The organism is Gemmatimonadota bacterium (assembly GCA_016720805.1).
GTDB lineage: Bacteria > Gemmatimonadota > Gemmatimonadetes > Gemmatimonadales > GWC2-71-9 > Palsa-1233.
This window is the reverse complement of record JADKJZ010000014.1, coordinates 327,749-350,523: the sequence shown is the minus strand read 5'-3', so window position 1 is coordinate 350,523 and position 22,775 is coordinate 327,749. Positions and strand designations below refer to the sequence as shown.

The 22,775-nt window shown below is 69.3% G+C and carries 21 protein-coding genes; 7 read left to right on the top strand and 14 right to left on the bottom strand.

Annotated features, from left to right (window positions below; all coding sequences use genetic code 11):
- Positions 1–54 precede the first annotated feature (54 nt).
- Entirely contained in the window at positions 55–1,683 is a 1,629-nt protein-coding gene (locus IPP98_11810; GenBank protein MBL0179796.1) for a DUF4384 domain-containing protein, read from the bottom strand.
- 161 nt (positions 1,684–1,844) lie between these two features.
- Positions 1,845–2,264: a nuclear transport factor 2 family protein gene (locus IPP98_11805; GenBank protein ID MBL0179795.1), complete on the bottom strand. Its 420-nt coding sequence runs from the start codon at positions 2,262–2,264 to the stop codon at positions 1,845–1,847.
- A 64-nt stretch (positions 2,265–2,328) separates the two neighbouring features.
- On the opposite strand from IPP98_11805, the gene IPP98_11800 reads away from it, so the two are divergent.
- Positions 2,329–2,829: a DinB family protein gene (locus IPP98_11800; protein MBL0179794.1), complete on the top strand. Its 501-nt coding sequence runs from the start codon at positions 2,329–2,331 to the stop codon at positions 2,827–2,829.
- Here IPP98_11800 and IPP98_11795 read toward each other — a convergent pair.
- The 11 genes from IPP98_11795 to IPP98_11745 all read right to left on the bottom strand — a co-directional run bounded on the left by IPP98_11795 (position 2,826) and on the right by IPP98_11745 (position 13,653).
- Positions 2,826–4,256 (bottom strand): hypothetical protein, encoded by a 1,431-nt coding sequence (locus tag IPP98_11795; GenBank protein MBL0179793.1) that lies wholly within the window; start codon positions 4,254–4,256, stop codon positions 2,826–2,828. The genes IPP98_11800 and IPP98_11795 overlap by 4 nt on opposite strands.
- Positions 4,256–4,927, bottom strand: coding sequence for an ABC transporter ATP-binding protein (locus IPP98_11790; protein ID MBL0179792.1), 672 nt, complete (start codon positions 4,925–4,927; stop codon positions 4,256–4,258). Before IPP98_11790 ends, IPP98_11795 begins: the two co-directional genes overlap by 1 nt.
- A complete protein-coding gene (locus tag IPP98_11785; GenBank protein MBL0179791.1) occupies positions 4,924–6,117 on the bottom strand; it encodes an ABC transporter permease in 1,194 nt (397 codons plus the stop codon). The genes IPP98_11790 and IPP98_11785 overlap by 4 nt, the downstream gene beginning before the upstream one ends.
- Positions 6,114–6,947: an FtsX-like permease family protein gene (locus tag IPP98_11780; protein MBL0179790.1), complete on the bottom strand. Its 834-nt coding sequence runs from the start codon at positions 6,945–6,947 to the stop codon at positions 6,114–6,116. Before IPP98_11780 ends, IPP98_11785 begins: the two co-directional genes overlap by 4 nt.
- Positions 6,948–6,987: 40 nt before the next feature.
- Positions 6,988–7,728: a transporter gene (locus IPP98_11775; GenBank protein ID MBL0179789.1), complete on the bottom strand. Its 741-nt coding sequence runs from the start codon at positions 7,726–7,728 to the stop codon at positions 6,988–6,990.
- Positions 7,716–9,053, bottom strand: a complete 1,338-nt coding sequence (locus IPP98_11770) for an Nramp family divalent metal transporter (GenBank protein ID MBL0179788.1) — start codon at positions 9,051–9,053, stop codon at positions 7,716–7,718. Before IPP98_11770 ends, IPP98_11775 begins: the two co-directional genes overlap by 13 nt.
- A 29-nt stretch (positions 9,054–9,082) precedes the next feature.
- Complete coding sequence (locus IPP98_11765) at positions 9,083–9,769, bottom strand: metal-dependent transcriptional regulator (protein ID MBL0179787.1); 687 nt, start codon at positions 9,767–9,769, stop codon at positions 9,083–9,085.
- Positions 9,770–9,940: 171 nt separating this feature from the next.
- Positions 9,941–11,197, bottom strand: a complete 1,257-nt coding sequence (locus IPP98_11760) for a hypothetical protein (protein MBL0179786.1) — start codon at positions 11,195–11,197, stop codon at positions 9,941–9,943.
- 76 nt (positions 11,198–11,273) lie between these two features.
- Entirely contained in the window at positions 11,274–11,855 is a 582-nt protein-coding gene (locus IPP98_11755) for a CoA pyrophosphatase (protein MBL0179785.1), read from the bottom strand.
- Positions 11,855–12,694 carry a dienelactone hydrolase family protein gene (locus IPP98_11750; GenBank protein ID MBL0179784.1) on the bottom strand — a complete coding sequence of 280 codons (840 nt, stop codon included), beginning with the start codon at positions 12,692–12,694 and terminating at the stop codon, positions 11,855–11,857. The genes IPP98_11755 and IPP98_11750 overlap by 1 nt, the downstream gene beginning before the upstream one ends.
- Complete coding sequence (locus IPP98_11745) at positions 12,694–13,653, bottom strand: LD-carboxypeptidase (GenBank protein ID MBL0179783.1); 960 nt, start codon at positions 13,651–13,653, stop codon at positions 12,694–12,696. The genes IPP98_11750 and IPP98_11745 overlap by 1 nt, the downstream gene beginning before the upstream one ends.
- Positions 13,654–13,761: 108 nt before the next feature.
- Here IPP98_11745 and IPP98_11740 point away from each other — a divergent pair, with 108 nt between their 5' ends.
- The 6 genes from IPP98_11740 (at position 13,762) to IPP98_11715 (ending at position 22,037) form a co-directional block, all read left to right on the top strand.
- Complete coding sequence (locus IPP98_11740; GenBank protein MBL0179782.1) at positions 13,762–14,253, top strand: hypothetical protein; 492 nt, start codon at positions 13,762–13,764, stop codon at positions 14,251–14,253.
- Between the two features lie 9 nt (positions 14,254–14,262).
- The gene (locus tag IPP98_11735; GenBank protein ID MBL0179781.1) at positions 14,263–15,393 is read left to right on the top strand and encodes a glycosyltransferase; all 1,131 of its coding nucleotides are present in this window, start codon (positions 14,263–14,265) and stop codon (positions 15,391–15,393) included.
- 84 nt (positions 15,394–15,477) lie between these two features.
- Positions 15,478–16,227, top strand: coding sequence for a hypothetical protein (locus tag IPP98_11730; GenBank protein MBL0179780.1), 750 nt, complete (start codon positions 15,478–15,480; stop codon positions 16,225–16,227).
- A gap of 120 nt (positions 16,228–16,347) precedes the next feature.
- Positions 16,348–19,269 carry an N-6 DNA methylase gene (locus IPP98_11725; GenBank protein ID MBL0179779.1) on the top strand — a complete coding sequence of 974 codons (2,922 nt, stop codon included), beginning with the start codon at positions 16,348–16,350 and terminating at the stop codon, positions 19,267–19,269.
- Positions 19,226–21,439, top strand: a complete 2,214-nt coding sequence (locus tag IPP98_11720) for a DEAD/DEAH box helicase (protein ID MBL0179778.1) — start codon at positions 19,226–19,228, stop codon at positions 21,437–21,439. Before IPP98_11725 ends, IPP98_11720 begins: the two co-directional genes overlap by 44 nt.
- Positions 21,390–22,037, top strand: a complete 648-nt coding sequence (locus IPP98_11715) for an HAD-IA family hydrolase (GenBank protein ID MBL0179777.1) — start codon at positions 21,390–21,392, stop codon at positions 22,035–22,037. Before IPP98_11720 ends, IPP98_11715 begins: the two co-directional genes overlap by 50 nt.
- A 6-nt stretch (positions 22,038–22,043) precedes the next feature.
- On the opposite strand, the gene IPP98_11710 is transcribed toward IPP98_11715, so the two are convergent.
- Positions 22,044–22,736: a CPBP family intramembrane metalloprotease gene (locus IPP98_11710; protein MBL0179776.1), complete on the bottom strand. Its 693-nt coding sequence runs from the start codon at positions 22,734–22,736 to the stop codon at positions 22,044–22,046.
- Between the last annotated feature and the right edge of the window lie 39 nt (positions 22,737–22,775).

The following is a 22,775-nucleotide window of genomic DNA, read 5'->3' as shown; positions in this document are numbered from 1 at the left end:
TCGGGCAGCCATCACGGCGACCCGAGGTTGATTGTTTTCACGAGCGGCAAGCCACTACGGCCTGGGGCGAGACCGGCCCGAAGTCGAGGCCGGCGGGGCGGCTGGCGGCGGTGACGACGGTGGAGCCGCACGGCTCACCGGCTCACTGCGCGGCGGTGCTTGCCGCTCGACCCGCTGCGGCTCACTGCGCCGCGGTTCGACCCGCTGGGGCGGAGCCTGACGCTCCACCCGCTGCGGCTCTCCGCGAGACGGCTCGGCGCGGGGCGGCTCACGGTACACCGGCTGACTCCGGCTCGGCTCAGTCCGCTGCGGCTCTGCGCGGCTCGCATTCACATCCGGGCGGGCACGGAACGGCTCGCGGAAGACCGGCGTCGGCTCCTCCGAGGCGCGGCGGCTCTGCTCAACCACCGGCGCCACGACCGGCCGCACGTCGCCACGGCGATCCATCTGCGGCGCGATCGACTGCGTCGGCGCCGTCACCAGCTCGTCGCCACCACCGGGGCGCGGGCGAGCCCGAGTCCCGCCAGACGAGGCCGGCGGAGGGCTGCTCGGCGGGGGACTGCTCGCCGGCGGATTCGAGCTCGGCCGTGACCCACCGCGATCCGGCTGGGACCCCTTACTCCCCTGAGTCCGATCCTGGCGCTGCGGCTCGTTCGGCCGCGGCGTCGCACGGGTCGGCTGATCGTCGCGACCACGAGCCCGGCCCCCGCTCGAAGGCGGCGGCGCGTCGGGACGGGTGTTGCCACGGACGACCCGCGTCAGGTCCGGCGCCAGCCCGCCGGCGACCGGCGTCCGCGGACGGGCACGGTAGCCGTAGGCGGTGTTCGGAACCTGCGGCCGCGGCAAGTTGATCACCGTGATCGGCCGATACTGGCCAGGGTAGCGCCAATCCCACGGATCGTAGTAACCGCCATAGCCGTAGCCATAGCCGTACCCGTAGCGGCTGTACCGATAGGGATCGTAGTACCAAGGGTCGTAGCGGCCCCATGGATCGTAGAGGTCCCAGCCACCGCCGATCCCGACGCGGATGTTCACGCCACTCTGCCGGATACCGTAGCCGCAGGCAAGGCACGACCAGTAGGGATCGTAGAACGGACTGCCGTAGCCGGCCGGCGAGACGATGCCGCCGCCGCCGGAGATGTACGCCCCACCATGGACGCGATAGCCGAGCACGTCATAGGTGAAGCGACCGCTGCCCGCCATCCGCTTTACCAGATCGGTCAGCTCAGGCTCGGCATCGGCATCCCAGGCGCTCAGGCGAATGGTGTTGTAGTCCCAGTGATCGTCGCTGGCGTAGCGGCGGAAGTCGAACGGCTCCTGCGCCAGCGCCGCATAGACCAGGCCGTTGCCGGTGCGATCATCGGCGAGGAAGGACTCCCGTTCGGCGCGGCCGCGGAGCTCGTAGCGCCGGCCGCCGCGGATGAACGGGTCAAGGTCGGGATCGATCGGGAAGAGGACCCGCACCCGGCCGTCGCCGTCCACTCGGAAGACAATCAGGTAGCCGTCTTCGGCGGACTCGACCTGCACCCGCACGCGATCGCCGGGAGTGAAATCCCCGCCGTTGTTCAGCGTGATGCGAAGCGGTGCCTGGGTAAGGGGTGCAATGGAAACGGTCGGCGCGGCCACGGCCGGGGTACCCCCGAGCGGGGCCATGAAGGCGGCGACAGCGAAGAGGGCGAGCATTGGGACCTCCTGACGAACGGCGAGCAGTAACCAACTGGACCCTGCCCATGCATTACCAGATCCGTGCCACAGCCAGCTCGTTGTGAGACAACAACTTAGGAGAATTCAGCACGGCGGAGTGTCCAGTTCCTGGGACAGCCCGCCGAACCGTGGGACGCTCGCTATGGCAGCGACGTCTCCTGCCCGCCGTTCCAGCGGTGCCAGAACATGCGGAGCTCGGTGATCAACTCCCCATCCGTCTCGGCGAAAAAGGCGCCGCGCGCCTCGACCCACTGCCCGGTCTTGCGGCGGCGGAAGCGAAGGGTGAACTCGGTCGAAAACCACGGCCCGGCGGTGTAGATCTCGCCGGTCTGGAAGGTGGTTTCGGATTGGGCGTAGGGGATGTCGCTCATCCACTGCCGAATGGCGACCACGCCCCGAAGCGGTTGGGAAAAGGGGGTTTCGACGAAGACCGCCTCGTCGTTGAAGACGGTCATGATCAGGTCGATCCGACCCTTCTCCCATCCCTTCGCGAGCGTGTCGGTGAGGCTCCGCCCAACAGCGCGGATGTCGGTCGGTTCGTTCGGTGTCGTGTCGGACATGCCGGAAAGCTACACTCGTCGCCAGCAACTAGATTTCGTCAGCCCCGAATCAAGGAGAAGTGCCGTGGACCCGTTGGATCGCACCGCCGTGGTGGCCGCCCTGGAGGCGAGCCTGCGCCATCTGGAGCGGGTGGTGTCCCGGCTCGACGAGGCCAAGGCGACGGTTCGCCCGTCGCCGGAGCGTTGGTCGCCGATGGACGCGCTGGAGCATCTCGTCGTGGTCGAACGCGGGATCCACAAGTCGGTGACAGCCGCCAGCGGCATGGCGGCGACCGACCTGCGCACCCGACCGATGGACAGCGTCATTGCCGGCGCCGGGACGGTGACCCGCGCCCTTGTCGCGCCGGAAGTTGTCGCGCCCACCGGTCGCTTCCATTCAGTCCACGAGGCGCTGGTCCTCTTCCGTGAGCGTCGCATCACGACGATCAACCTGGCGCGCACCCTCGACGTCCCGTGGGATGCCCATCACATGACCCACCCGATCCTTGGGCCGCTCGACATCGGCCAGTGGTTCCTGCTCGCGGCGACGCACGTCGATCGTCACCTGCCGCAGATCGAGGTCTAGGGCGCCGTCACCCACCGTTCGAAGAAGCCGAAGCCGCTGTCAGCCACGACGACGCCGGCTGCACGCCCCACCACCGACCACGCCCCGCGCATCTGCAGGAAGATCCGGCCCCCGCCGTTCCGGGGCCGCGTCGCGTGCACATCGAGAATGCGCACCCGCACCCGCAAGGAGTCGTCGCGCCGGGTGGCGACGATCAGCAGCGATTCCGGCGACGTCACCCCGGGATACGTCGCGACTGGCTTGGCCCCGAAGCCGCTCACTTCGCGAAAGCGATAGACCTGCTGCACCCCGAGTGTGTCGAGCAGGGCCAGAAAGTACGGCGCCGTCCCGCGGGTGGTCGGGGCACCGCCCTGCCGGACGCCGCCGTAGAGGAGCGCGTGGGTCGCGCCCCGCGCGGTCCCCCATTCCCAGGTGACCTCGCGCCAGCTCCCCCAATTGTGGTCATGATAGGCCGCGATGTCCCGCACCACTCGGCATCCCGCCGCGGTGCACAGTTCGCCGTCGGCGCGCGCGGTCACCGCGGGCACCACGTAGCCTGAGCGGAACTCGCCACCGCTCAGCTCGACCGCCGGAAACTGCCGGTGCCGATCGGGCCGCAGCGTGATCCGGAAGCGCGTGGCCCCGGCACTGCCGCGCAGTTCGTAGACCCCGTCGCGCTGCACCATCGTGCTCGCACCGAGCGCCACATCCGCGCGCGTCGTGTCGAACCGGACCGCGCTCCCTGGCACCTCGGTCACGAAACGCTCGTGCACGCCATCGGGGCGACGCCGCGTCACCAGCAGCTGCCCGCCCCAGCGTGTCCCGTTCACGTCGCCGCCCACGAGATAGGTGATGTACCACCACTCGTCGGCGCTCACCACCAGATTGACGTAATGCCACTCGGCCCACGTCGAATCGTTCCCCGCTGGCCGATGGAAATGGTCCAGCGCATCGAAGTACATCTGGGCGTTCGGTTGCTGCCACGCCACATCCTGCGGCGCGTCACGCCACTCCCCCGACACCACCGCATCCGCACTACCGACCCGACGCATCGCATCAGGCAGTTCGCCGCCGGCGCGAACCGTCCAGGTGGAATCGCCGATGTGGAGCAGTATCCACTTTCGCTCGAGCACCGGAGCCACGGCGGCGACGGTCGCCCGGTGCCGTGCGCCTCCGAGCAACTCGCGGGTCACAAAGCGGGCGCGATCAATGCCGAAGAAGAGCCCGGTCATCCCCCCGGTGCGCATCGCCTCGAGGTCGATTCCCTCCGGCAGGACCGTCAGATCGCCACCGCCGACCAGTGCGACGTCGCGCGACTGCTCCAGCATGGCCGTCCCGACCGACAGCAGCACGATCATCACCGCCACACCGATCGCGTAGCCGCCCAACAGGACCACGGCACGCCCAGGACGCACCAGCAGATGGCGAAGGGCCAGTGTCCAGCGCATCAGTCGACGATCCGCCCGTCGAGCATCCGCACCACCCGGCTCGCTTCGCTGGTTACCCGCTCGTCGTGAGTCACCACGACCAGCGTGGTGCCGTCGGCGTGCAGCCGGCGAAAGAGCGCCAGGATCTCGCGGCCCGTGGCAGCGTCGAGTTCTCCGGTGGGCTCATCCGCGAGCAGGATCGCCGGTCGATTGGCGAGTGCCCGTGCAATCGCGACGCGCTGCATCTCGCCGCCGGAGAGTTGGGTCGGCCGATGCCCCGACCGTTCCGCGAGCCCGACATAGGCCAGGAGCTCTTCGGCACGCGCCCGTCGCGCGGCCGGGGTCACTCCCATTTCGGCCATCGGGAGTTCGACATTCTCGCGCGCGGTGAGCACCGGCAGCAGGTGGAATCGCTGGAAGACGAAACCGATCCGTTCCAGCCGCAACCGGGTGAGCGCCCGGTCCGGCAAGGTGCCAAGCGAGGTCCCGAGGATTGCCACCGTGCCGCTGGTGGGGAGATCCAGCCCGCCCAGGAGCGTGAGGAGGGTCGACTTTCCGCTCCCAGAGGGACCGACGATGGCGACGTACTCACCCGCCTGCACCTGCAGCGAGACGCCCCGCAGCGCCGTGACCTCGCCACCTTCGAGGGCGTGGCGGCGTTCGAGGTCGCGGGCATCCAGCACGATGGTCATGGCGCGTCACTCCGAAGGGCGGCGGCGATCGGGGTCGAGGCCGCGCGCCATGCCGAGGGCAATCCGGCCAGCACGCCGGTGATCAACAAGGTCGCCGCCGCAATCGCCAGCGGGGCGGGCTCTGCCACGAAGAAGGAGATCGCCGCAGGGAGGCCGGGGAAGGAGGTCAGGATGGCATCAAGCCAGCGCGCGGTGCCGAGGCCGAGGACCATCCCCGCCGCACCGCCCAGCACCGTCAGCAACAGCCCCTGCACCACCACCTGCAGCGCGACATGCGCGCGCGCGACACCGATGGCGCGGAGCGTGGCGATCTCGCCGCTCCGTTCGTTCACCGTGATCGCCAGCAGCGTCCCCACCAGCAGCACGGTCACCACCAGCGAGATCGAACCGAGAATGAGCGAGAGCTGTCGGAAGTAGGTCAACCGCAAGCGGAACTGCGCCACGAGGTCGTCGATGCTGTTGACTGCGATGTCGGCATGCGCCGCGCGAAGTCGGGCGGTCACGGCGGTGAGGTCGCTCGCATCATCGACGCGCACCATCAGCACCGATGCACGGTCGGTGAGGTCCGGACCTCCCAGCCGTTGCGCCGCCGTCAGCGCGACGGCCACCGATGGCTGGTCGCGAGCGTCATAGAGAAAGCGCACCATGCCTCGGACCACGAACCGACGCTCGGCGCCGGCATTCGCCATCTGCGGGTCGAGTCGACCACGCATGACGACGGTGTCGCCGACGGCCGCGCCAAGGCGCGTCGCGGCCGGAGCGCCGAGGAGAATGCCGATGGTGTCCGTCGCGGTGAGGTCGAGGCCTGACTCCAGCGCATAGATCCCCTGCGACGCCGGGGTGATGCCGTAGGTGACCAGCGATGCCGCGGCAGGGCCATGCGTCCCCTGCATCGTGGTCCCCAGGACGGGCGCGACTTCCCTGACCGCCGCGTCGCGGCGCAACGCCGCCGTGAGAGTGGTGACGCCGCCGAGGGTCGCTTCGGTGTCGAATGGCAGCGTGCCGAGCGGCGAGATCCGCAGCTGGTAGCCGCGGCTCCGCAGCAATTCGCCGAAGGACCGTTCGATCCCGCCACTCAACATCACCATGTCGAGCAGCAGCGCGGCCGCGACAGCCACGCCGAGGAGCGAAAGGGCACTGCGGGTCGGATGTCGCAGCAGATCGCGGATGGCCCACCGCCAGGTCATCATCCGGCCCGCCCCCACAGCACCAGCGGCGGCAGGCGCACCAGGCGCCACGCGGCGAGCGCGCCGGCACCGAGGCCGAGCACCAGCCCGAGCAACGCGGCCTCGAGGATGGTCCGCCAGGTGAGGAGCGAGAAGATCAGCGTGGTGGCAAAGGTCTGCTGGTAGAAGGCGTTCACCGCGGCACTCGCGATGGCAGCGATGCCGATCCCGAGCACCCCGCCGACGGCGGCGATGACGCCCGCCTCCAACAGCAGCGCGATGAAGACCGTACGGCGCGAGATGCCGATGAAGCGGAGCATTGCCACGTCCTGCCGGCGTGCGTCAACCTTGAGCAGCATCAGGCAGAGCAGGAAGATCGCCGACGCGAGCACCGAGATGATGGCGATGGCGCGATGAAAGCGCGAAACGACGAGGAAGGTGGTTGAAGAGCTCGACGCGAGATCCGCCGTTCCGTGCAGCTCGTAGCCGAAGGCGGTCCGACCCAGCAGCACGCGCGCGGTATCCGGATTGACGCCCGGCTGCAGCAGGATGGCGGCGCGATCGATCCGGTCCGGCTGGCCGAGCAGCTCGGCGAGGTCGGCCAGATGGAAGCGGACGCGATATTCCTTCCGGAGGATCGTGGCCGGGTCGGCGCGCGGCTCGACGATCGCGGCGACCACCGCAGCGCGGCGGGCACCGCCGTTCGGACTCGAGACCGAGAGGGTGTCTCCCACCGACAGGCCGCTCGCGTCGGCCAGGCGCTGTTCGATGGCGATCCCGATTCGTTGCGCCGCAGCATGGCCGGTCCAGAGGACCGTGAGGAGGATGAGGCAGGAGGCGACGCGGCGGAGCATGATGGCAAGGTACCCGCTCGGCGCGGCAGAGTTCAGACCGTTACCAGCCGAGCGAGAGCCCCACCCCGCCAAAGTAGCGTGCGGAACTTCCACCGATCCCAGCCCCGAAGCGCACGTCGACCTGCACCATCGGCGTGACGAGGTGCGCCAGGCCCCCGTTCAGGTACGACTCGCCCCGCTCGCCACCATTGCCCGACACGGGCTGGATCGTGAAGACCTCGGCGTAGCTGCGCCACCGATCGGTCAGGGTGTAGCCCACGACCGCCGAGCCCGCCAGTTCGAGGTGATTGTCGACTTCGCGGCCGGCGATGGCGCTCCCGCCGACCGACCACCGGCCACCCAGTTCCCACCCCGCGAGCAGCACGGCGCTGGGCAGCATCGTGGTGGCGGTCACCTGCGAGCCCCCCGTCGGCAGGGTGGTCTGGACCAGCAGGGCGAGCTCGGGGAGCATGCCCCGCTGGCTCCCGAGAGCGAGCTTCGCGCCAACGGTGAGGTCCTCGAAGGAGAGTGATCCCCCGGTCGCCGAAAGATTCTGGGAGAGTCGGAGCTCCGCACGCGAGCTGATGCCGGCCCGCAGCAAGGACTCCGGCAGCGAATGCGTCGTTCCCTGCGCACGCTGGACGGTATACCCCGTCTCGAGCTGCCAGCGCCCCTTCGGAATCGTGGCACTCGACTCGGTGAAGTCGGGCCGGTCGGTCTCGATTGGTGCGCGTGCCTGCGCCGCGAGCGGTGCCGCACCAAGCAGCAGGGCCACGACCACCCGCCGGGTTACGCCGCCCATTCGCGCACCGTGCCGATCAGCAGCCAGATGTTGAGCACGGCGATCACGATCGCCACGCTCCACCCCACCGCGATCGTCAGCGGGCGATTCACGAAGCTGCCCATCTTCGCCTTCGACGACGTGAACCAGACCAGCGGGATCACCGCGAAGGAGAGCTGCAGCGAGAGGATCACCTGCGACAGGATCAACAGGCTCCCCGCGCCGTGCTCGCCATACATCGCCGTCACGATCACGGCCGGCACGATGGCGATCAGGCGGGTGATCAGTCGCCGCAACCACGCCGGAAGGCGGATGTCGAGGAAGCCCTCCATGACGATCTGCCCGGCGAGCGTCCCGGTCACGGTGGAGTTCTGGCCGGATGCCAGCAGCGCCACGGCAAAGAGCGTCGAGGCGAGCGTAGTGCCGAGCAGTGGCGAGAGCAGCGCGTGGGCATCACCGATGTCGGCGACGCCTTCGTGGGCGGTGCCATGGAAGGTGGCTGCCGAGAGGATCAGGATCGCCGCGTTGATCAGGAAGGCCAGGAAGAGCGCGACAGTCGAGTCGATGGTGCCCCACTTGATCGCCTCGCGCTTTGCCTCCGGGGTGTTGGACACCTTCCGCGTCTGGACGATGGCGGAGTGCAGGTAGAGGTTGTGCGGCATCACGGTCGCGCCGAGGATCCCCATCGCGATGTAGAGCATCGCCGGATTGGTGACGATCTGCGCGGTCGGGACCAGCCCCTTCAGGATGCCCGCCATCTCTGGCCGCGAGAACCACATCTCCGCCGCGAAGCAGACGCCGATCGTGGCGACCATCGCGATCACGAAGGCCTCCAGCCAGCGGAATCCTTTCTGCTGCAGCATCAGGATCAGGAGCACGTCGAGCGCGGTGAGGACCACGCCGTAGACCAGCGGTATCCCGAAGAGGAGATTCAGTGCGATCGCCGACCCGATCACCTCGGCGAGGTCGCACGCGGCGATCGCGATCTCGCAGAGGATCCAGAGCACGAAGGAGACGGGGCGCGAGAAGTGATCGCGACACGCCTGCGCCAGGTCGCGCCCGGTCACGATCCCGAGCTTGACCGCGAAGGTCTGCAGCAGCATCGCCATCAGGTTCGACATCAGGATGACGCTGAGCAGCGTGTAGCCGAAGCGCGCGCCACCGGCGAGGTCGGTGGCCCAGTTGCCCGGATCCATGTAGCCGACCGCCACCATGTACCCCGGCCCGGCGAAGGCCAGTGCCTTGCGCCACCACGGGGCGCCCTCGGGGACGTGGACACTGTGGTGGGACTCGGGGAGCGAGCGCGTGGTGCGGGTGAGGCGCCAGCCGTCATCGGGGCCGGGCATGGTCGGGCCCGACGTTGCAGGAATGCTGCTCATCGGGCGTCCTCCGCCATGGTGCAGAGCAGGTGCCCCGCGAGGTCGCGCCCGACGATCCGGTCGGCGTCGCCGAGTTGCAGGGTGATCGGGCCGCTGAAGGGCTGCTGTGCCACCACGGTGATCGTCGCCCCAGGAACCAGTCCCGCCTCCGCCAACCAGCGCAGTCGCTCGGCCGATCCCGAATCGACCCGGGCAATCACCACCGTGGCGCCCACGGGCACGTCAGGCAGGGGCGTCGATGACACCTCGACCACCAGGCCGTCGGCCGAGGGGATCGGATCGCCATGTGGGTCGACGGTGGGGTGCCCAAGCGCCTCGGCCATACGGTTCACGAGGTCATCGGAGACGGCGTGCTCCAGCCGTTCCGCTTCGTCGTGGACGGTGTCCCAGCCGTAGCCCAGGAAGGAGACCAGGTAAGCCTCGATCAGGCGGTGCCGGCGCAACATCCGGAGGGCGGCCTGACGCCCGGCCGCTGTCAGGGTCACCCCCTTGTACGGGAGGTGCTCCAACAACCCGGCGTCGGCCAACCGCTTCACCATCCCGCTCACCGAGGGCGCGGTCAGCGCCAGGGCCTCGGCAATCCCGGTGGTGGTGGCCGGAGAACCTGCCTCGGAGAGCTGGTAGATGGCCTTGAGGTAGTCCTCACCGGAAATTGTGAGGTCACGAGGATTGAATTTCGTCATGCCTAACTTTCGGTATTGGGCAGACGAATGTCAAGGGAGGGGCGGCTGGAGGGGAAGCGAACGCTGGAAGGGTGAAACGTGAGAGGTGAAACGGGAGCGCCGAGCAGGCCCCGTTTCACCTTTCACGTCTCACCTTTCACGTCTCAGAGCCCTGGACTCACGCCTCACGACTCACTTGAACCCCGGCACCACCTTGAACCTCACCACCGAGGGCACATCGTCCGCATCGCGGACAATCGCCCACACCAAGTCGCCCTGCGCCTCGGCGAACCGGGCCTTCGGCGGGAAGGCGACGCGTCCCAGGAAGCGGCCGCTCGGCTCGAAGACCTCGTAGACCGACGGCGTCTGGTGTTTGATCACCGGGGCGAGCGAGTCCTCGGGGATGGCGCGGTCAGCGACGGGAATCTCCGCGGATGGCGCCGCGACGCGAACCCAGATCCGGCCATCCCGGGCGACGGCGAGCCCCATCATCGGCGCCTTGGTGCTGGGGAGGGCCGGCCCACGCCAGCTCCACCCCGGCTCGACGTTGCGCATGTTGTGGGTGATCCCGGCCTTCTCGATGTCGCGCTCCTCGTCACCCACCGGCACTGGCGATGGATCGCGTCGGATCACCAGCGGCCTCGCGTTCTTGCGCGCCAGGATGATCTCGTACTTCCCACCGTTGGCCGCGAGGAAGTAGCCGTCCGGGTGCCACGCCCAGTAGTAGGCAGGCGCGTAGTTGGACGATGTCGACGAGGTGCTGCCCTTGTTGCTCGCGACATAGCTCTCGCGCGGCACGATCAGATCGGGGGCGGCGCTCGAGTCGGCGAAGCCGCCACCGTCCTTCAGGCGCACCAGCCCCATCCGTCCGAGAATCTCGCCCTCGCGTGGAGGCGTCACGGGACGCTTCACGAAGAACGCCCCCGCGCGATCGGTGATCAGCCCCGCGAAAGTGTTGAAGCCGCCGGGAGTCGGCCACGAGTGCGTGTAGGTGCCGCTGCTGTCCATGAAGGTGATCCGCGCATTCTGGGAATCCCAGATTGCCAACCCGCTGTCGCCGAGGACGGCCATCCCGCCATCACTCGCGAATTCGCCGGGCCCCGCGCCGCTTCGGCCGATCCGCTTCAGGAGCGACCCGGTCGGACTGAAGAGGAGGATCTGCTTGGGGCCTGGGTCGTACACCCACATCCGCCCCTGGCCATCGACCTTCAGTTCGCGGACATCGGTGAAGAGGGTGGTGTCGTCGAGCCCCGGCGCGATCGCCATCTCCTTCGCCATGGTGCGCACAGCGGCGGCCGGTACATCCCCCGCCGTGTTGGCGGAGACGGTATCGGCGGTCGAATCGATGGTGGTGACGAGGCCGGCGGAATCAATGGCTGGCTTCGCCGCATCTCCCCCGCAGGCAGCGAGGAGCATGACGGCAGCCATCAGGGCAGGACGCAGCGACACGGCGCACTCCACGAAAGAGGGGGATCTGACATTGGATGCGCCTGACCGGAGAAGGGTTGCGCCTCCAACACCTTCCTTACCTTCCGCTGAGCTTTCGCCACCGCGCAACGACTGGCGTGACGATTCGTTCCGTCATCCCCCAGAGCAGCCCGTCCTCGAGGTGATAGCCCCGGACGATGCGCGGCACACCCCGGACGTCGATCTCGGCATCGCGATAGGCTTCCGGAGCGGCGAGCGTCGCGAGCGGGACCCACGCCACGCCCGCCACCTCGGCACTGAGTCCCGGGGCGAGGGCCTCCGCGAGCTGAAACGCGAAGGGACGCACCACGATTGGCGGCAGGACGGGTGTCATCGGGGCGAGATCGTCGAGGTCGGCGCGATGCCACTGCCGATCGAGCTGCAAGCCCGTCTCTTCCGCGGTCTCGCGAATCGCCGTGTGCAGCAGGTCGACGTCGTGCGCTTCCCGACGCCCACCCGGCAACGCCAGCTGCCCCGACCACGGATCGCCGACCCGCTCCGCGCGCCGGATCAGCAGGAGGCGATCAGGATCCGGCGCAAGGAGGAGTGCCACCGCCGCGTGTGGATGCTCGGGGAGATCGACACGAACCGGTGGCTGCTGCGCCAGCTCGGCGAAGAGGCGATCGAGCAGCGCCGACACTAGCGGAGGTGCCGCGCAAGGAAGCGGGTGGTCGCGTCGAACACCTCGTCCATCGCCGGCGACGCACCGCCCCACGGATGCCTGGTACCGAAGGTGTGATCGGCGTCCTCCAGGATGAGTCGCACCGTCAACGCATCGCCGGCATGCTCCGCCAGCGCGTTGGCTTCGGCCAATGTCACCGTCGTGTCTGCGGTGCCGTGCACCTGCAGCCACGGCCGACCGAGCGTCCGCGCCGCCTCGGGGATATTCAGCCTGCCATCCTCGTGGGCCAGGCAATCGGCCACCACGTCGTAATGCAGCGGCAAGCGGATGCGGAGTCGCTGATGCAGGATGGTGATGGTGCCGAGGCGCTGCCACGCCTCCAGTTCGGCGTCGGTGTGCCGACGCACCTTGCCGATCCCGGCCCAGGTGACGACCGCGGCCACTGCCGGTGTCTCGCGGGCCAGCAGCAATGCCATGCCGCCACCACGCGAATGGCCCACGACACCGATCGATGTCGGTGGCGCGACCTGCAACTCGCCCCGATGGAGCGCCCCGACGACGCGTTCGAGATCGTCGAGTTCCATCGAGTACGTGTTGGAGGCGAATCGCTCGGTCCGCGTGAAGTCACCCGCCGCATCGACACCCGCTCCGCTCACCGAGGCGGTGATGGCCACGAAGCCGGCGCGCGCCAGCCGTTCGGCGAAGACCGGGAGAAAGGCGTAGTCCTTGAATCCCTTGAAGCCATGCAACAGCATCACCGCCGGTTGGGCGGTGGCGCGTGAGGCGGCGCGCACATCGACGAGAATCTCGCCGAGTGCGCCTTCCAGTTGATGTTGGGTCAAGGTCGGAGTGGCCATCAGCGGACCGCGGCCTCGAGCAGCGCGAGCGCGCCCGTGTCTGCATCGAGCGACGCGCGCACGCCGACGGGCATGGTCCACTGCGCGGGGATGTGTCCGATCGGCAGCCCCATCACGACCGGGACGCCGAGCGGCACGAAGTAGGTGCTGAGGACGGCGTCGAGTCCGAGCCCGCCATCGGGCGTTGCCCGGCGACAATCGGTGAACTGACCGATGGCCACGCCGGCGACGCCGGCGAGCACGCCCGCGAGTCGGAGATGCGCGAGCATCCGGTCGATGCGATAGAGATCCTCGTTGACGTCCTCGAGGAAGAGAATGGCGCCGCGAAGATCGGCGGCGTAGCGCGTGCCGATGAGCGACTGCAGGAGCGTCAGATTGCCACCCACGAGGCGGCCCTCCGCGCGGCCGGACGCGAGCGTGACCACGCGTCCGTCCTGCGGGAGTAAGACGTCGGCTGGCAGCGCCGGCAATTCGAAGGCACCAGCGGGCGCCGCCCGCGTGAGCACGGCCTCAAAGCTGCGCCGGGCAAATGCCGGCATCGGTTCCCGCGCCACGGGCCCATGAAAGGAGACGACGCCGGTCTCGCGCCAGAGCGCCAGCAGCAGCACCGTGATGTCCGAAAATCCGATCACCGCCTTTGGTGCGCGCGCGAAGCCCGCGAAGTCGACGCCCGCCACGATGCGATTCATCCCGTCGCCGCCGCGGAGGCACCAGACGGCATCGTACTCGGGACTCGTCAGCGCGGCATTCAGGTCGGTCAATCGCTCTTCGTCCGTTCCGGCGAGGTAGCCGTAGGCGCGTTCGGCGTGGGGCAGCACCACGGGGTCGAAGCCGAGTGCACGGCAGAGCGCCTCGGCACGGGTGCGGTCGTCACGCTCCAGCAACGGACCCGACGGCGCCACCAGGGCGATGCGTGCCCCGGGGCCGAGCCGCGGCGGGAGGATCGGCTGTTGTTGCATTGCTGCTCCGATTACGATTGTGGCACCCTTTAGAGGAGACGACGCCTGCGTTCGTCCCACCCGACCCAGCTGGCCGCTGCAAAAGCAATTCTTGACGCCCGGGACGCAATGATTCCCGAGTGGGCCGACTGGCTCACCGAGCGCCCCGGTTCCACGAACATTCCGCGCCCCGTCGTCGAACGGCAGGCGCGCCTGATCCTCGACACCCTGATTGCAATGCTAGGCCCCCTGCGCCGGGAAGCCAAGCCGGTGTGGCAGCATGTGACCGAGCACTACGGCCGGATCGCGGCAGCGCGCGGGTTGGCAGCCGGCGAAGTCGTGGAGGAGCTGCAGCAGCTGCGGCTGCTCCTGATCAAACACATCGGTGCCCTGGTCGCGGCGTTGCGCCCGCGGCGGGCCGTCGCCGTCTTCCTGCGCCTCAGTGCCATCATCGATCGCGGGATCGCGCAGGCCGTCGTCGGCTATACCGACGCCCTCGTTGCCTCGCTCCTCATGACCGATCGGAACACCCAGCCGCTCACCGAGACCAATGGTGACGACAGCGCACGGCAGCTCGAGGCCCTCGAGCTCGAGCTGGCCGGCATCACCACCCGCCGCTAGCCGCTGGCGATGATCGCCGAGTGGTGGCCCGGCCTGGCCTGGGCGCTTCCCTTTGCCGGGGTCGTGCCACTCGCGAAGCGATCGCCTGACCTGGCACTCGTCCCGTCGGTCGACGGCATCCTGGTGTCGATCATCATCCCCGCCCGCAATGAATCCGCGATCATCGAGAAGGTGGTGCGCTCGATCCTCGCGAGCCGCTACACTCCATTCGAATTGCTGGTCGTCGACGATCGCTCCACCGATGACACCGGGGCGAAGGTCGCGGCGATCGCGGCGACCGAGCCGCGACTCCGCCTGATCGATGGCGCCGAGTTGCCGATGGGATGGCTCGGCAAACCGTGGGCGTGTCACCAGGGAGCAGCGGCCGCGACCGGACGCTATCTCCTCTTCACCGACGCCGACACCGAGCACGCGCCCGCACTGCTCGGCCACGCCATCGGGGCAATGGAGCGGGACGCGCCCGACCTGCTCACGCTGATCACGCACCAGCGCTGCGTCACCTTCTGGGAGCGGATCATCATGCCCCAGATCTGGGTGCCGCTCGGTTTCCGCTATCCGCCGTCGCGCGTCAATCGCGCCACCAAGCCGCATCAGCTGGTCGCGAACGGCCAGTTCATTTTGGTGCGCCGCACGGCGTACGACGAGATCGGCGGCCACGCCTCGGTGCAGGGCGAGGTGGTCGAGGATCTCGCGTTGGCGCAGACGTTTCTCCGCGCCGGCAAGCGGCTCCGATTGATGTTTGGCGACACCCTCATCGCGACGCGGATGTATCGCACCCTCGGCGAGCTCATCGAGGGGTGGTCGAAGAACCTCTACCTCGGCACCCGGCAGTCGGCGGGCAATCGCCCGCTGCTGCGCGCCTTCGCGCCGTGGTCACTGGTCGTGGCGCTGCTCTTCTGGCTGGTGCCGCTCGCGGCGCTGGCGCTCGGGATGGCGACGGCCGCGGCGAAGGTGGCCATTGGCATCTCGCTGCTCTTCTGGGCGATGATCACCTTCGGCATGCAGATTCCCATCCGCTACGCGCTCGGCTACCCGCTGGGCGCGCTCATGGCGATCGGGATCACCCTGCGGTCGATTGGACGTGGTGCGAAGCGGGTGGAATGGCGTGGGCGGACGTACCAGGTGGGCGAGCCACTGTAGCTGCCACCAAGTGGCCCCGGGCCCCGCTCCGGGGTACCCTTCCGGTGACGCTGTCCCCCCGTCCGCCCTGCTCCGAGGATGCCGATGCTGCTCCCGATGCTGTTCACGCTGTTCACTGCTCCCCCGGCGACGCTCGCCCCGGCCGACTCGTTCCGCTACCGGATCGTGAGCACCGCCGTTCAAGAGGTGGACGCCTCCGCGCTGGGCCAGCCGAGTCAGACCGTGACGATCACCACCACGGCGCTGATCACCCTGCGGCTCACCGACAGTGCTGGCGGGCAGGTGGCGCACATTACCGTCGACTCGGCGGGCATGGATGGCGGCGAGGCGATGGCGATGCTCGGCCCCGAGATGACCGACGTCCCGCCCGGCGTCTTCTTTCACTTCTTCGTGAAGGACGGCAAGCCGGCGAGCGACATGACCCCGTCGGCGACCTCGGTCCCGGTCCTCAGCCTCGCCGCTGCGATCGCGACGCTCTTCACCGTGCCGAAGCCGAGCGCGAAGGTGGGCGACATCTGGACCGACACGACGGTGGTCGACACCGCCGTGGCGCAGGGCAACAGCAAGGTGACCACGATTTCCAAGTGGAAGGTGAGCAGCATGGAGGCTGGCGGCCGCGTGCTCGACGCCGACCAGACCGGCGTGATGGAGATCGAGACCCCGGTGGGGAAGATGTCCGGCACCACGAGTGGCAAGCAGCATCTGGTCACTCGGGCGCGGGGCCCGCTCGTTCGAATGAACTCCGACACCATCACGGATATGGTCATGATGATGGGCACCACGCAGCTCACGGTCAAAGGGACCGCGAAGATCACGATCGATCCGATCCCCTGACCGAGCCATACGCCGCACCGACCGCCGCCGAGCCCTGCTCGGCGGCGGTTTGCGTTTCCGGGGTCGGCGCTGCGCTCAGGCATGCCGCGTGACGAGGCGGGCAACCGCCATCATCACCGCATGTCAGCCCCCTCCCCCACTGCCCGACACACCGCGCTCGTTCACCGGCTTGGTGGCGCGGCCTGCGTCCTCCCGGTTCCTGCCTCCCATGAGGCATTGCTCGAAGTCGGAGAGTTCGCCGGCCTCCCCTGTTGGAGCGGCACGGCAGATGGCACCGAGAGTCGACGACTGGCGCGACTGCTCGCCCGACGCGGCGCGCTTGGCCTCCTCTTCACCGACCATCCTGCCGGGAGCGCTTGCTTCATTACCGTCACCATCGAGCCGGTGCGCGTCATCGCCCTCGCGCCACGCGACGACGATCCGCTGCCATTGCGGCGCCTCGCGAGGTTGGCGGCGCATGGCACGGGCGGCGCGCTCGACACGGCGCTCCGCTGTGCCGAGGCGCTCGACGTCGATGCGGCCGGCCGACGGACCTTCGCCGCGATGCGCGACCTGCTCGACGACGCCATCGCACGCCTTCCGGCGCGAGTGGCAGCCGAGTCGCGCCACGCGTGGGCGTTGCTCCAGCTCACCCGACTCCTCTTCCTGCGCTTCGTCGAGAGCGAGGGATGGCTCGACGGCGATCTCGATTTCCTCGCGCATCGCTTCGAGGATTGCCTGGCTCGCGGACGCGATCCTCAGCGAGCATTGCTGGCGCCGCTCTTCTTCGGGACGCTGAACCGGCCGATCGCCGCGCGTTCCCGCCTCGCCCGGAGCTTCGGCCACATTCCGTTCCTGAATGGCGGGCTCTTCGAGCCGCATCCGCTCGAGAAGCGCCTGGCGATGCACCTCCCCGTCGACTTCTGGCGGCGTGCCGTGGAGCAGCTCGTGCTCCGGACAGAAGTCACCCTCGATCACGACGAGCTCGATGGACGCGTCACGCCGGAGATGCTCGGCCGCGTCTTCGAAGGCGTCATGGCACCGGAGGAGCGCAAGCGCGACGGGACCTTCTTCACGCCGCCGGCACTGGTGCGTGCCCTGCTGCGCGAGGCGTTGATCCCGCACCTCGCCCACCGACTCTCCCGCCGCGAATCGGACGTCCGGGACGCCATCGACGCCCCCGATGCGGCGCTCCGCGCTGCGATGCGGAGCACCACGGTGCTCGACCCGGCGGTCGGCTCCGGTGCCTTTCTCGTCGGTGCCCTCGATCTCCTGCATGGCCCGGGGCCGCGAGACCGTCGCCTCGTGCATCGCCTGGTCACCCGGCGACTCTTCGGCATCGACCGGAATCCTGCCGCGGTGCGGTTGACCGAGATGCGCCTCTGGCTCGAGGTGCTGCGCGCCACGCGAGGTTCCACGGCCGATCGGGTCCGGCCCCTCCCGAATCTCGACGCCGCCATTCGTGCGGGCGACGCCCTGCTCGACCCCGAACTGCCGCCGCTCGGCACCAGACTGGTGCAGCGTCTCCGGTCGGCGCAGCTCCGCGTGGCCGGTGCCCATGGCAACGAGAAGCGCGCGCGGGTGCGTGCGCTGCAGCGCGCCGAGGCCGCCGCCCTGGTGGAGGCGTTGGGAGAGCGGGAAGCGTCGCTGGATCACGCGATTCGTGATCTCGTCTTTGCGCAACGTGCACCGAGTCTCTTCGGCGATGTCACGCCACTGCGGGCCGCCGACCGCCTGCAACTCACGGCATTGCATGACGCGCATCGTGCCGTCCGGCGCGAACTTCGGCGGGTCGCCTCGGGCACGGCCGCGCTCCCCTTTGCCCTGACCACCGCCTTCGCGCCGGTGCTCTCGGTGCGTGGCGGCTTCGACCTGGTTGTCGGCAATCCACCGTGGGTGCGAGCCGAACGAATCCCGGTCGATACGCGGCGAGCGCTCGCCGCGCGCTATCGCTGGTGGCGCACCACGCGCACCGCGGGGTATGCACACGCACCGGATCTTTCGGTGGCCTTCGTCGAACGGGCCATGTCGCTGCTGGCACCGGAGGGGACGCTGGCGCTGCTCGTACCGGCAAAGCTCTCGACCGCGACCTACGCGACCGCCGCCCGCGCGGCGCTTGGCCAGCGACACACGCTGCACGTGGTGGCCGACCTCGGCGACGACCCGCGCGCCGGCTTCGATGCCACCACCTATCCGCTGGCGTTGATTGCATCGAAGCCTGTCGCTCCTCCGACCCAACAGGTCCGGCTCGGTCTTGACGGTGAGGCCGACCACCACGCGCAATCGGCGTGGGCCACCGAGGGCCCCTGGCTGCTGACCACACCCGATGCGCACGCACTGGCGCGCCGACTGGCGCTGCGTCACGACGTCCTGGCCTCGGTGTTTCCCCCGCAACTCGGCGTCAAGACGGGTGTCAACGCCGCCTTCGTTGATCCGCCGATCGCGCTCGCCGAGTGGTGTCGTGCCGCGGTGCGGGGGCGCGATGTGCGCGCCTTCGCGGCGCGCCCGACGCAACGGCTGCTCTGGCCGGCCGATGCCCACGGCGAGCCGTGGGCGCGACTGCCGCCGCCGGTCGCCGAGCACCTGCGCCCATTCAGCGACCGCCTCCGGCGGCGGAGTGATTTTCGCGACGGCCCCTGGTGGCGTCTCTTCCGGGTACGCGCCGCCACGGCGGCGTACCGAGTCGTTTGGGGAGATCTCGCGCCATGCCTGGAGGCGGCCACGCTCCTCGACCCTGCCGCCATTCCCCTCAACAGCTGCTACGTCCTCGCCCTGCCCGATGCGCCCACCTCGCACGCCATCGCGGCCTGGCTCAACAGCGCACCCATTCGTGCGATGGCCAGGTTGTCCGCCGAGCCAGCCGCCGGTGGCGCCGCACGCTTCGGCGCCCGCACCGTCGGCCAGGTACCCTGGGTCGCGGCAGCCCTGCACCATCCGCTGCTCCGGCGCCCACTCACCGACACGGGGGAAGCCGACGCGATTGACGACGTCGTCGCCGACCTGTTGGGACTCGACCATCATGACCGCACCGCCCTCGCCCCGCTGGCCGCGCGTCGTCGCTGAGGCGCTTGCGGAGCTCGCTCGGCCGCTGGCCATGGCGCCGACCACGACGCGCCCGGCGACCCGCATCGAGGTCGAGCGCGCGTGGCGGGATGCCTCGCGCCCGGCCGCAACGGACACGGCCGTGCCGGCATTCCTGCTGCCGCAGCAGCATGCCGTCTTTCAGCGCGTCTGCACCGCGCTGGCAGAGTGGCACGGCGCCATCCTGGCAGAACCAGTCGGTGCCGGCAAGACGTGGATCGCGCTCGCGGTCGCGCGGTCGGAGGCGCGGCCGACTGTCGTGATCGGCCCGGCCATTCTCGAAGGGCAATGGCGCGCGGCCGCGGCCCGCAGCGGCGTCGCGATCAACTGGTGGTCGCATGAACGACTCTCTCGCGGCCGACTGCCATCGGTCGATGCCAGGCTGGTGATTGTCGACGAGGCGCATCGCCTGCGCGAACCTGCCACCCGTCGCGTCACCACGCTGGCGCCCTGGCTTCGCGGTCGTCGAACGCTGCTGCTCACCGCCACGCCGATCGTCAATCGCCTCGACGATCTGGTGACCTTGCTGCGACTCTTCCTCACCGAGGATGCGCTGCGGCTCGACGGCATCCCCGCACTCGGAGCACTCGGCGCGTTGACCGTCGCGCCCGTGGCGCTGCAGCGCGTCGTGATTCGCGGCGAGACGAGCGCCGATGCGTCACATCCTGCACGTGCCGAGCAGGCCGAGGCCAGCGTTGACGAGGTGGCGCGGGGCGAGCGGGCGGTGGCGATCGTCCGTCGCCTGACCCAGCGCCATCGGGCGGCGTGGAGCCGACTCCTGGCCCTTGTGTTGCTCGATGCGGCCGCGTCGAGTGATCTCGCGTTCCGTGAGGCGTTGCGTCGATATCGTGCGCTCTTGGCCCAGGCGCGTGACGCAGGGGGTGGCGATCGCGTGACGCTGCGCCGCTTTGCGGGCGAGGCCCTCGACCAACTCGTCTGGTGGGACCTCGTGGGTGCGCCGAATGACCCGGTCCCGCTTCCGGTGGACGACCTGCCGCGACTCGACGCAATTCTCGCGGCCTTCGTTCCGGCAGATGCCGCGTGGCTGGAGCCGCTTCGTCGCCACGCCACCGGCGTGCCGACGGTCTGGTTCACGCGCCACCGCGCCACGGCCGCCCTGCTGAGGACGGCATGGGGAGAGGGCACCGCCTGGGTGACGGGTGATGCCGCCGGGATCGGGCCGCATCGACTGCGGCGAGACGCGGTGTTGGCGGCGTTCGGACCGGAACGGAACGGCTGGCACCTGCTGCGAACCACGCCGACCCAATTGGTCACCACTGATGTCGCCGCCGAGGGACTCGACCTGCAGGCAGCCGGTCGGCTGGTGCACGTCGACCTCCCCTGGACGGCGACCCGGATGGCCCAGCGTGAGGGGCGGTTGTTGCGGCTCGGTCAGCAGCACACGGAGGTGGCGCTGGTGCTCAGACTGCCGACGCCACCCATCGAGTCGGAGTTGGCCAATCTCGTTCGGGTCGCTCGCAAGGGCGCGCTGGCCGCACGCTGGCTGGACTCGCTCACGGCGACACCGCCACCCCAAGTCTCTGCACCGCCCGGCATCCCCTGCGCCGTGGTGCAGGGTCACGCCACTGCGCCACCGTCGGATCTTTTGGTCGTCGAGATCACCGACCTCGGCACCGGGCGGCGCGGCGTGATGACCTTGACGCGCTCGGAACACCGCGACTGGTCAGCCCGGCCGGAGGGAATGTCGGCCACAGCGCAGCGCACCGGGCAGGACGGAGACCCGATGCCCGGCATGTTGGTGCACGAGATCGTCGACTCGGCGATGCGCTGGGCGGTGCGGGAGGCACATCGTCGGGCAAGTTGGGGCCCCCCGCGACTCGTGGCGCGCATCCATCGTCTTGCGCGCATTGCGGCCTGGCATCGAGATGCGGCTGCGATCGCCCGTCTCGAGGCGTCCCTGCGGTGGTGCACGTCCGCCCCGACGCTGGGCGATCGCCTGCGGATCGAAGCGCTCGCCACCGCCGATGATACCGTGCTCATCGACCATCAGGCGACCGCTGCGACGCCGGTCGGTCCCTATGCGGCACGCGCGGTCGGTGTCGTCCTCTTCCGTTCCGGCGGTCGGCCACTACGTTGCCCGGATGCCGACCTACCAGACCATCCTCTTCGACCTCGACGGGACGTTGATTGACTCCGTCGACCTGATCGTCGACAGCTACCTGCATACCGTCGCCGTCCACGACTTGCCGGCGCTGACACGCCACGAGATTCTCGCGGGCATGGGGCGGCCACTGCGCAGCATTTTCGGGGCGTGGACCAGCGACCCCGAGACGATGGAGTGGTGGATTGCCACGTATCGCGAGTACAATCTCGCCAACCACGACAGCCGGGTGACGGCGTATCCCGGCGCGGTCGACATGGTGCGGCAGATCCGCGCGGCCGGGTATCGCACGGCGCTGGTGACGAGCAAGAATCGCTACGGTGCCGAGCGGGGGCTGTCGCTGGTCGGGCTGATGGACGCGATCGAATTGGTCGTGGGGGCCGATGACGTGACCCACCCCAAGCCGCATGCCGAGCCGGTGGAGCAGGCGCTGGCGCGGCTGGGCATGCCGACGGCCGGCTGCCTCTTTGTGGGAGACTCGCACCATGATGTCTTCAGCGGGCGGGCCGCAGGGGTCGGAACCGTCGGCGTGACGTGGGGACCGTTCGACCGTGCGCACCTCGAGGAGTCGGCACCGGATTTCTATTGCGACGCCCCTGCGGACCTGCTCGCACTTCTCGGGCTCTGACGCCGTTCAGGTTTCCTGCGGCAGCAGCGTCCGCGCCTCGACCGCGATGCGCCACCCGGCATAGAGGTCGAAGGCGGCGTGCACGGCCATCGCGAGGAAGAGCGTCCCCGTCCCCGCCACCAGCGCATGCATCACCAGCGCGGTGACAAAGATCATCGTCATGCTCTTCCGCCCCTGCACCGCATGCGCGCCGGCGAACCCCGCTGCCGCCAAGCCTGCGGCCAGGTACCCATTGCCGAACGTCCACCAGAGCACTGCGTGGGCGACGCCCCGATAGGCCACTTCCTCGCTGACCGCCGTCACCCCGATCATCAGCACCGTGGCCCGCCACTCCGCAGCCGTCCTCGGCGCGAACCTGAAGACCGCGAGCTCGCGCCGTTCCGCGTCGGTGCGAGAGCGCCGCACCAGCACGCGCAGCACGAGCAGGCCGGCGAATGCCGCGATCGTCGCGAGCACGTTCCGGACCGAGAAGCCGCCCCACGCCAGGAACGGAAACCCGAACTCGCGGCCCGTCAGCCAGGCGAAAGCGAGCATGATGCATTGCATCAAGACGACCGACTGCCATACCTGCTGCCGCGTCGGAACTCGCTCCGACGGATGGTGACCGACAAGTCGCGCCGCACTCTTGTGGGCGAGCCAGGGCAAGCCCAGCAGAACGTAGGCGAGGAAGAGCAGACCCAGCGGCGAGGGGAGTTGCACGACACGACCCCGGCGTGAAGCGTGGGCGGGCGGTGGGAG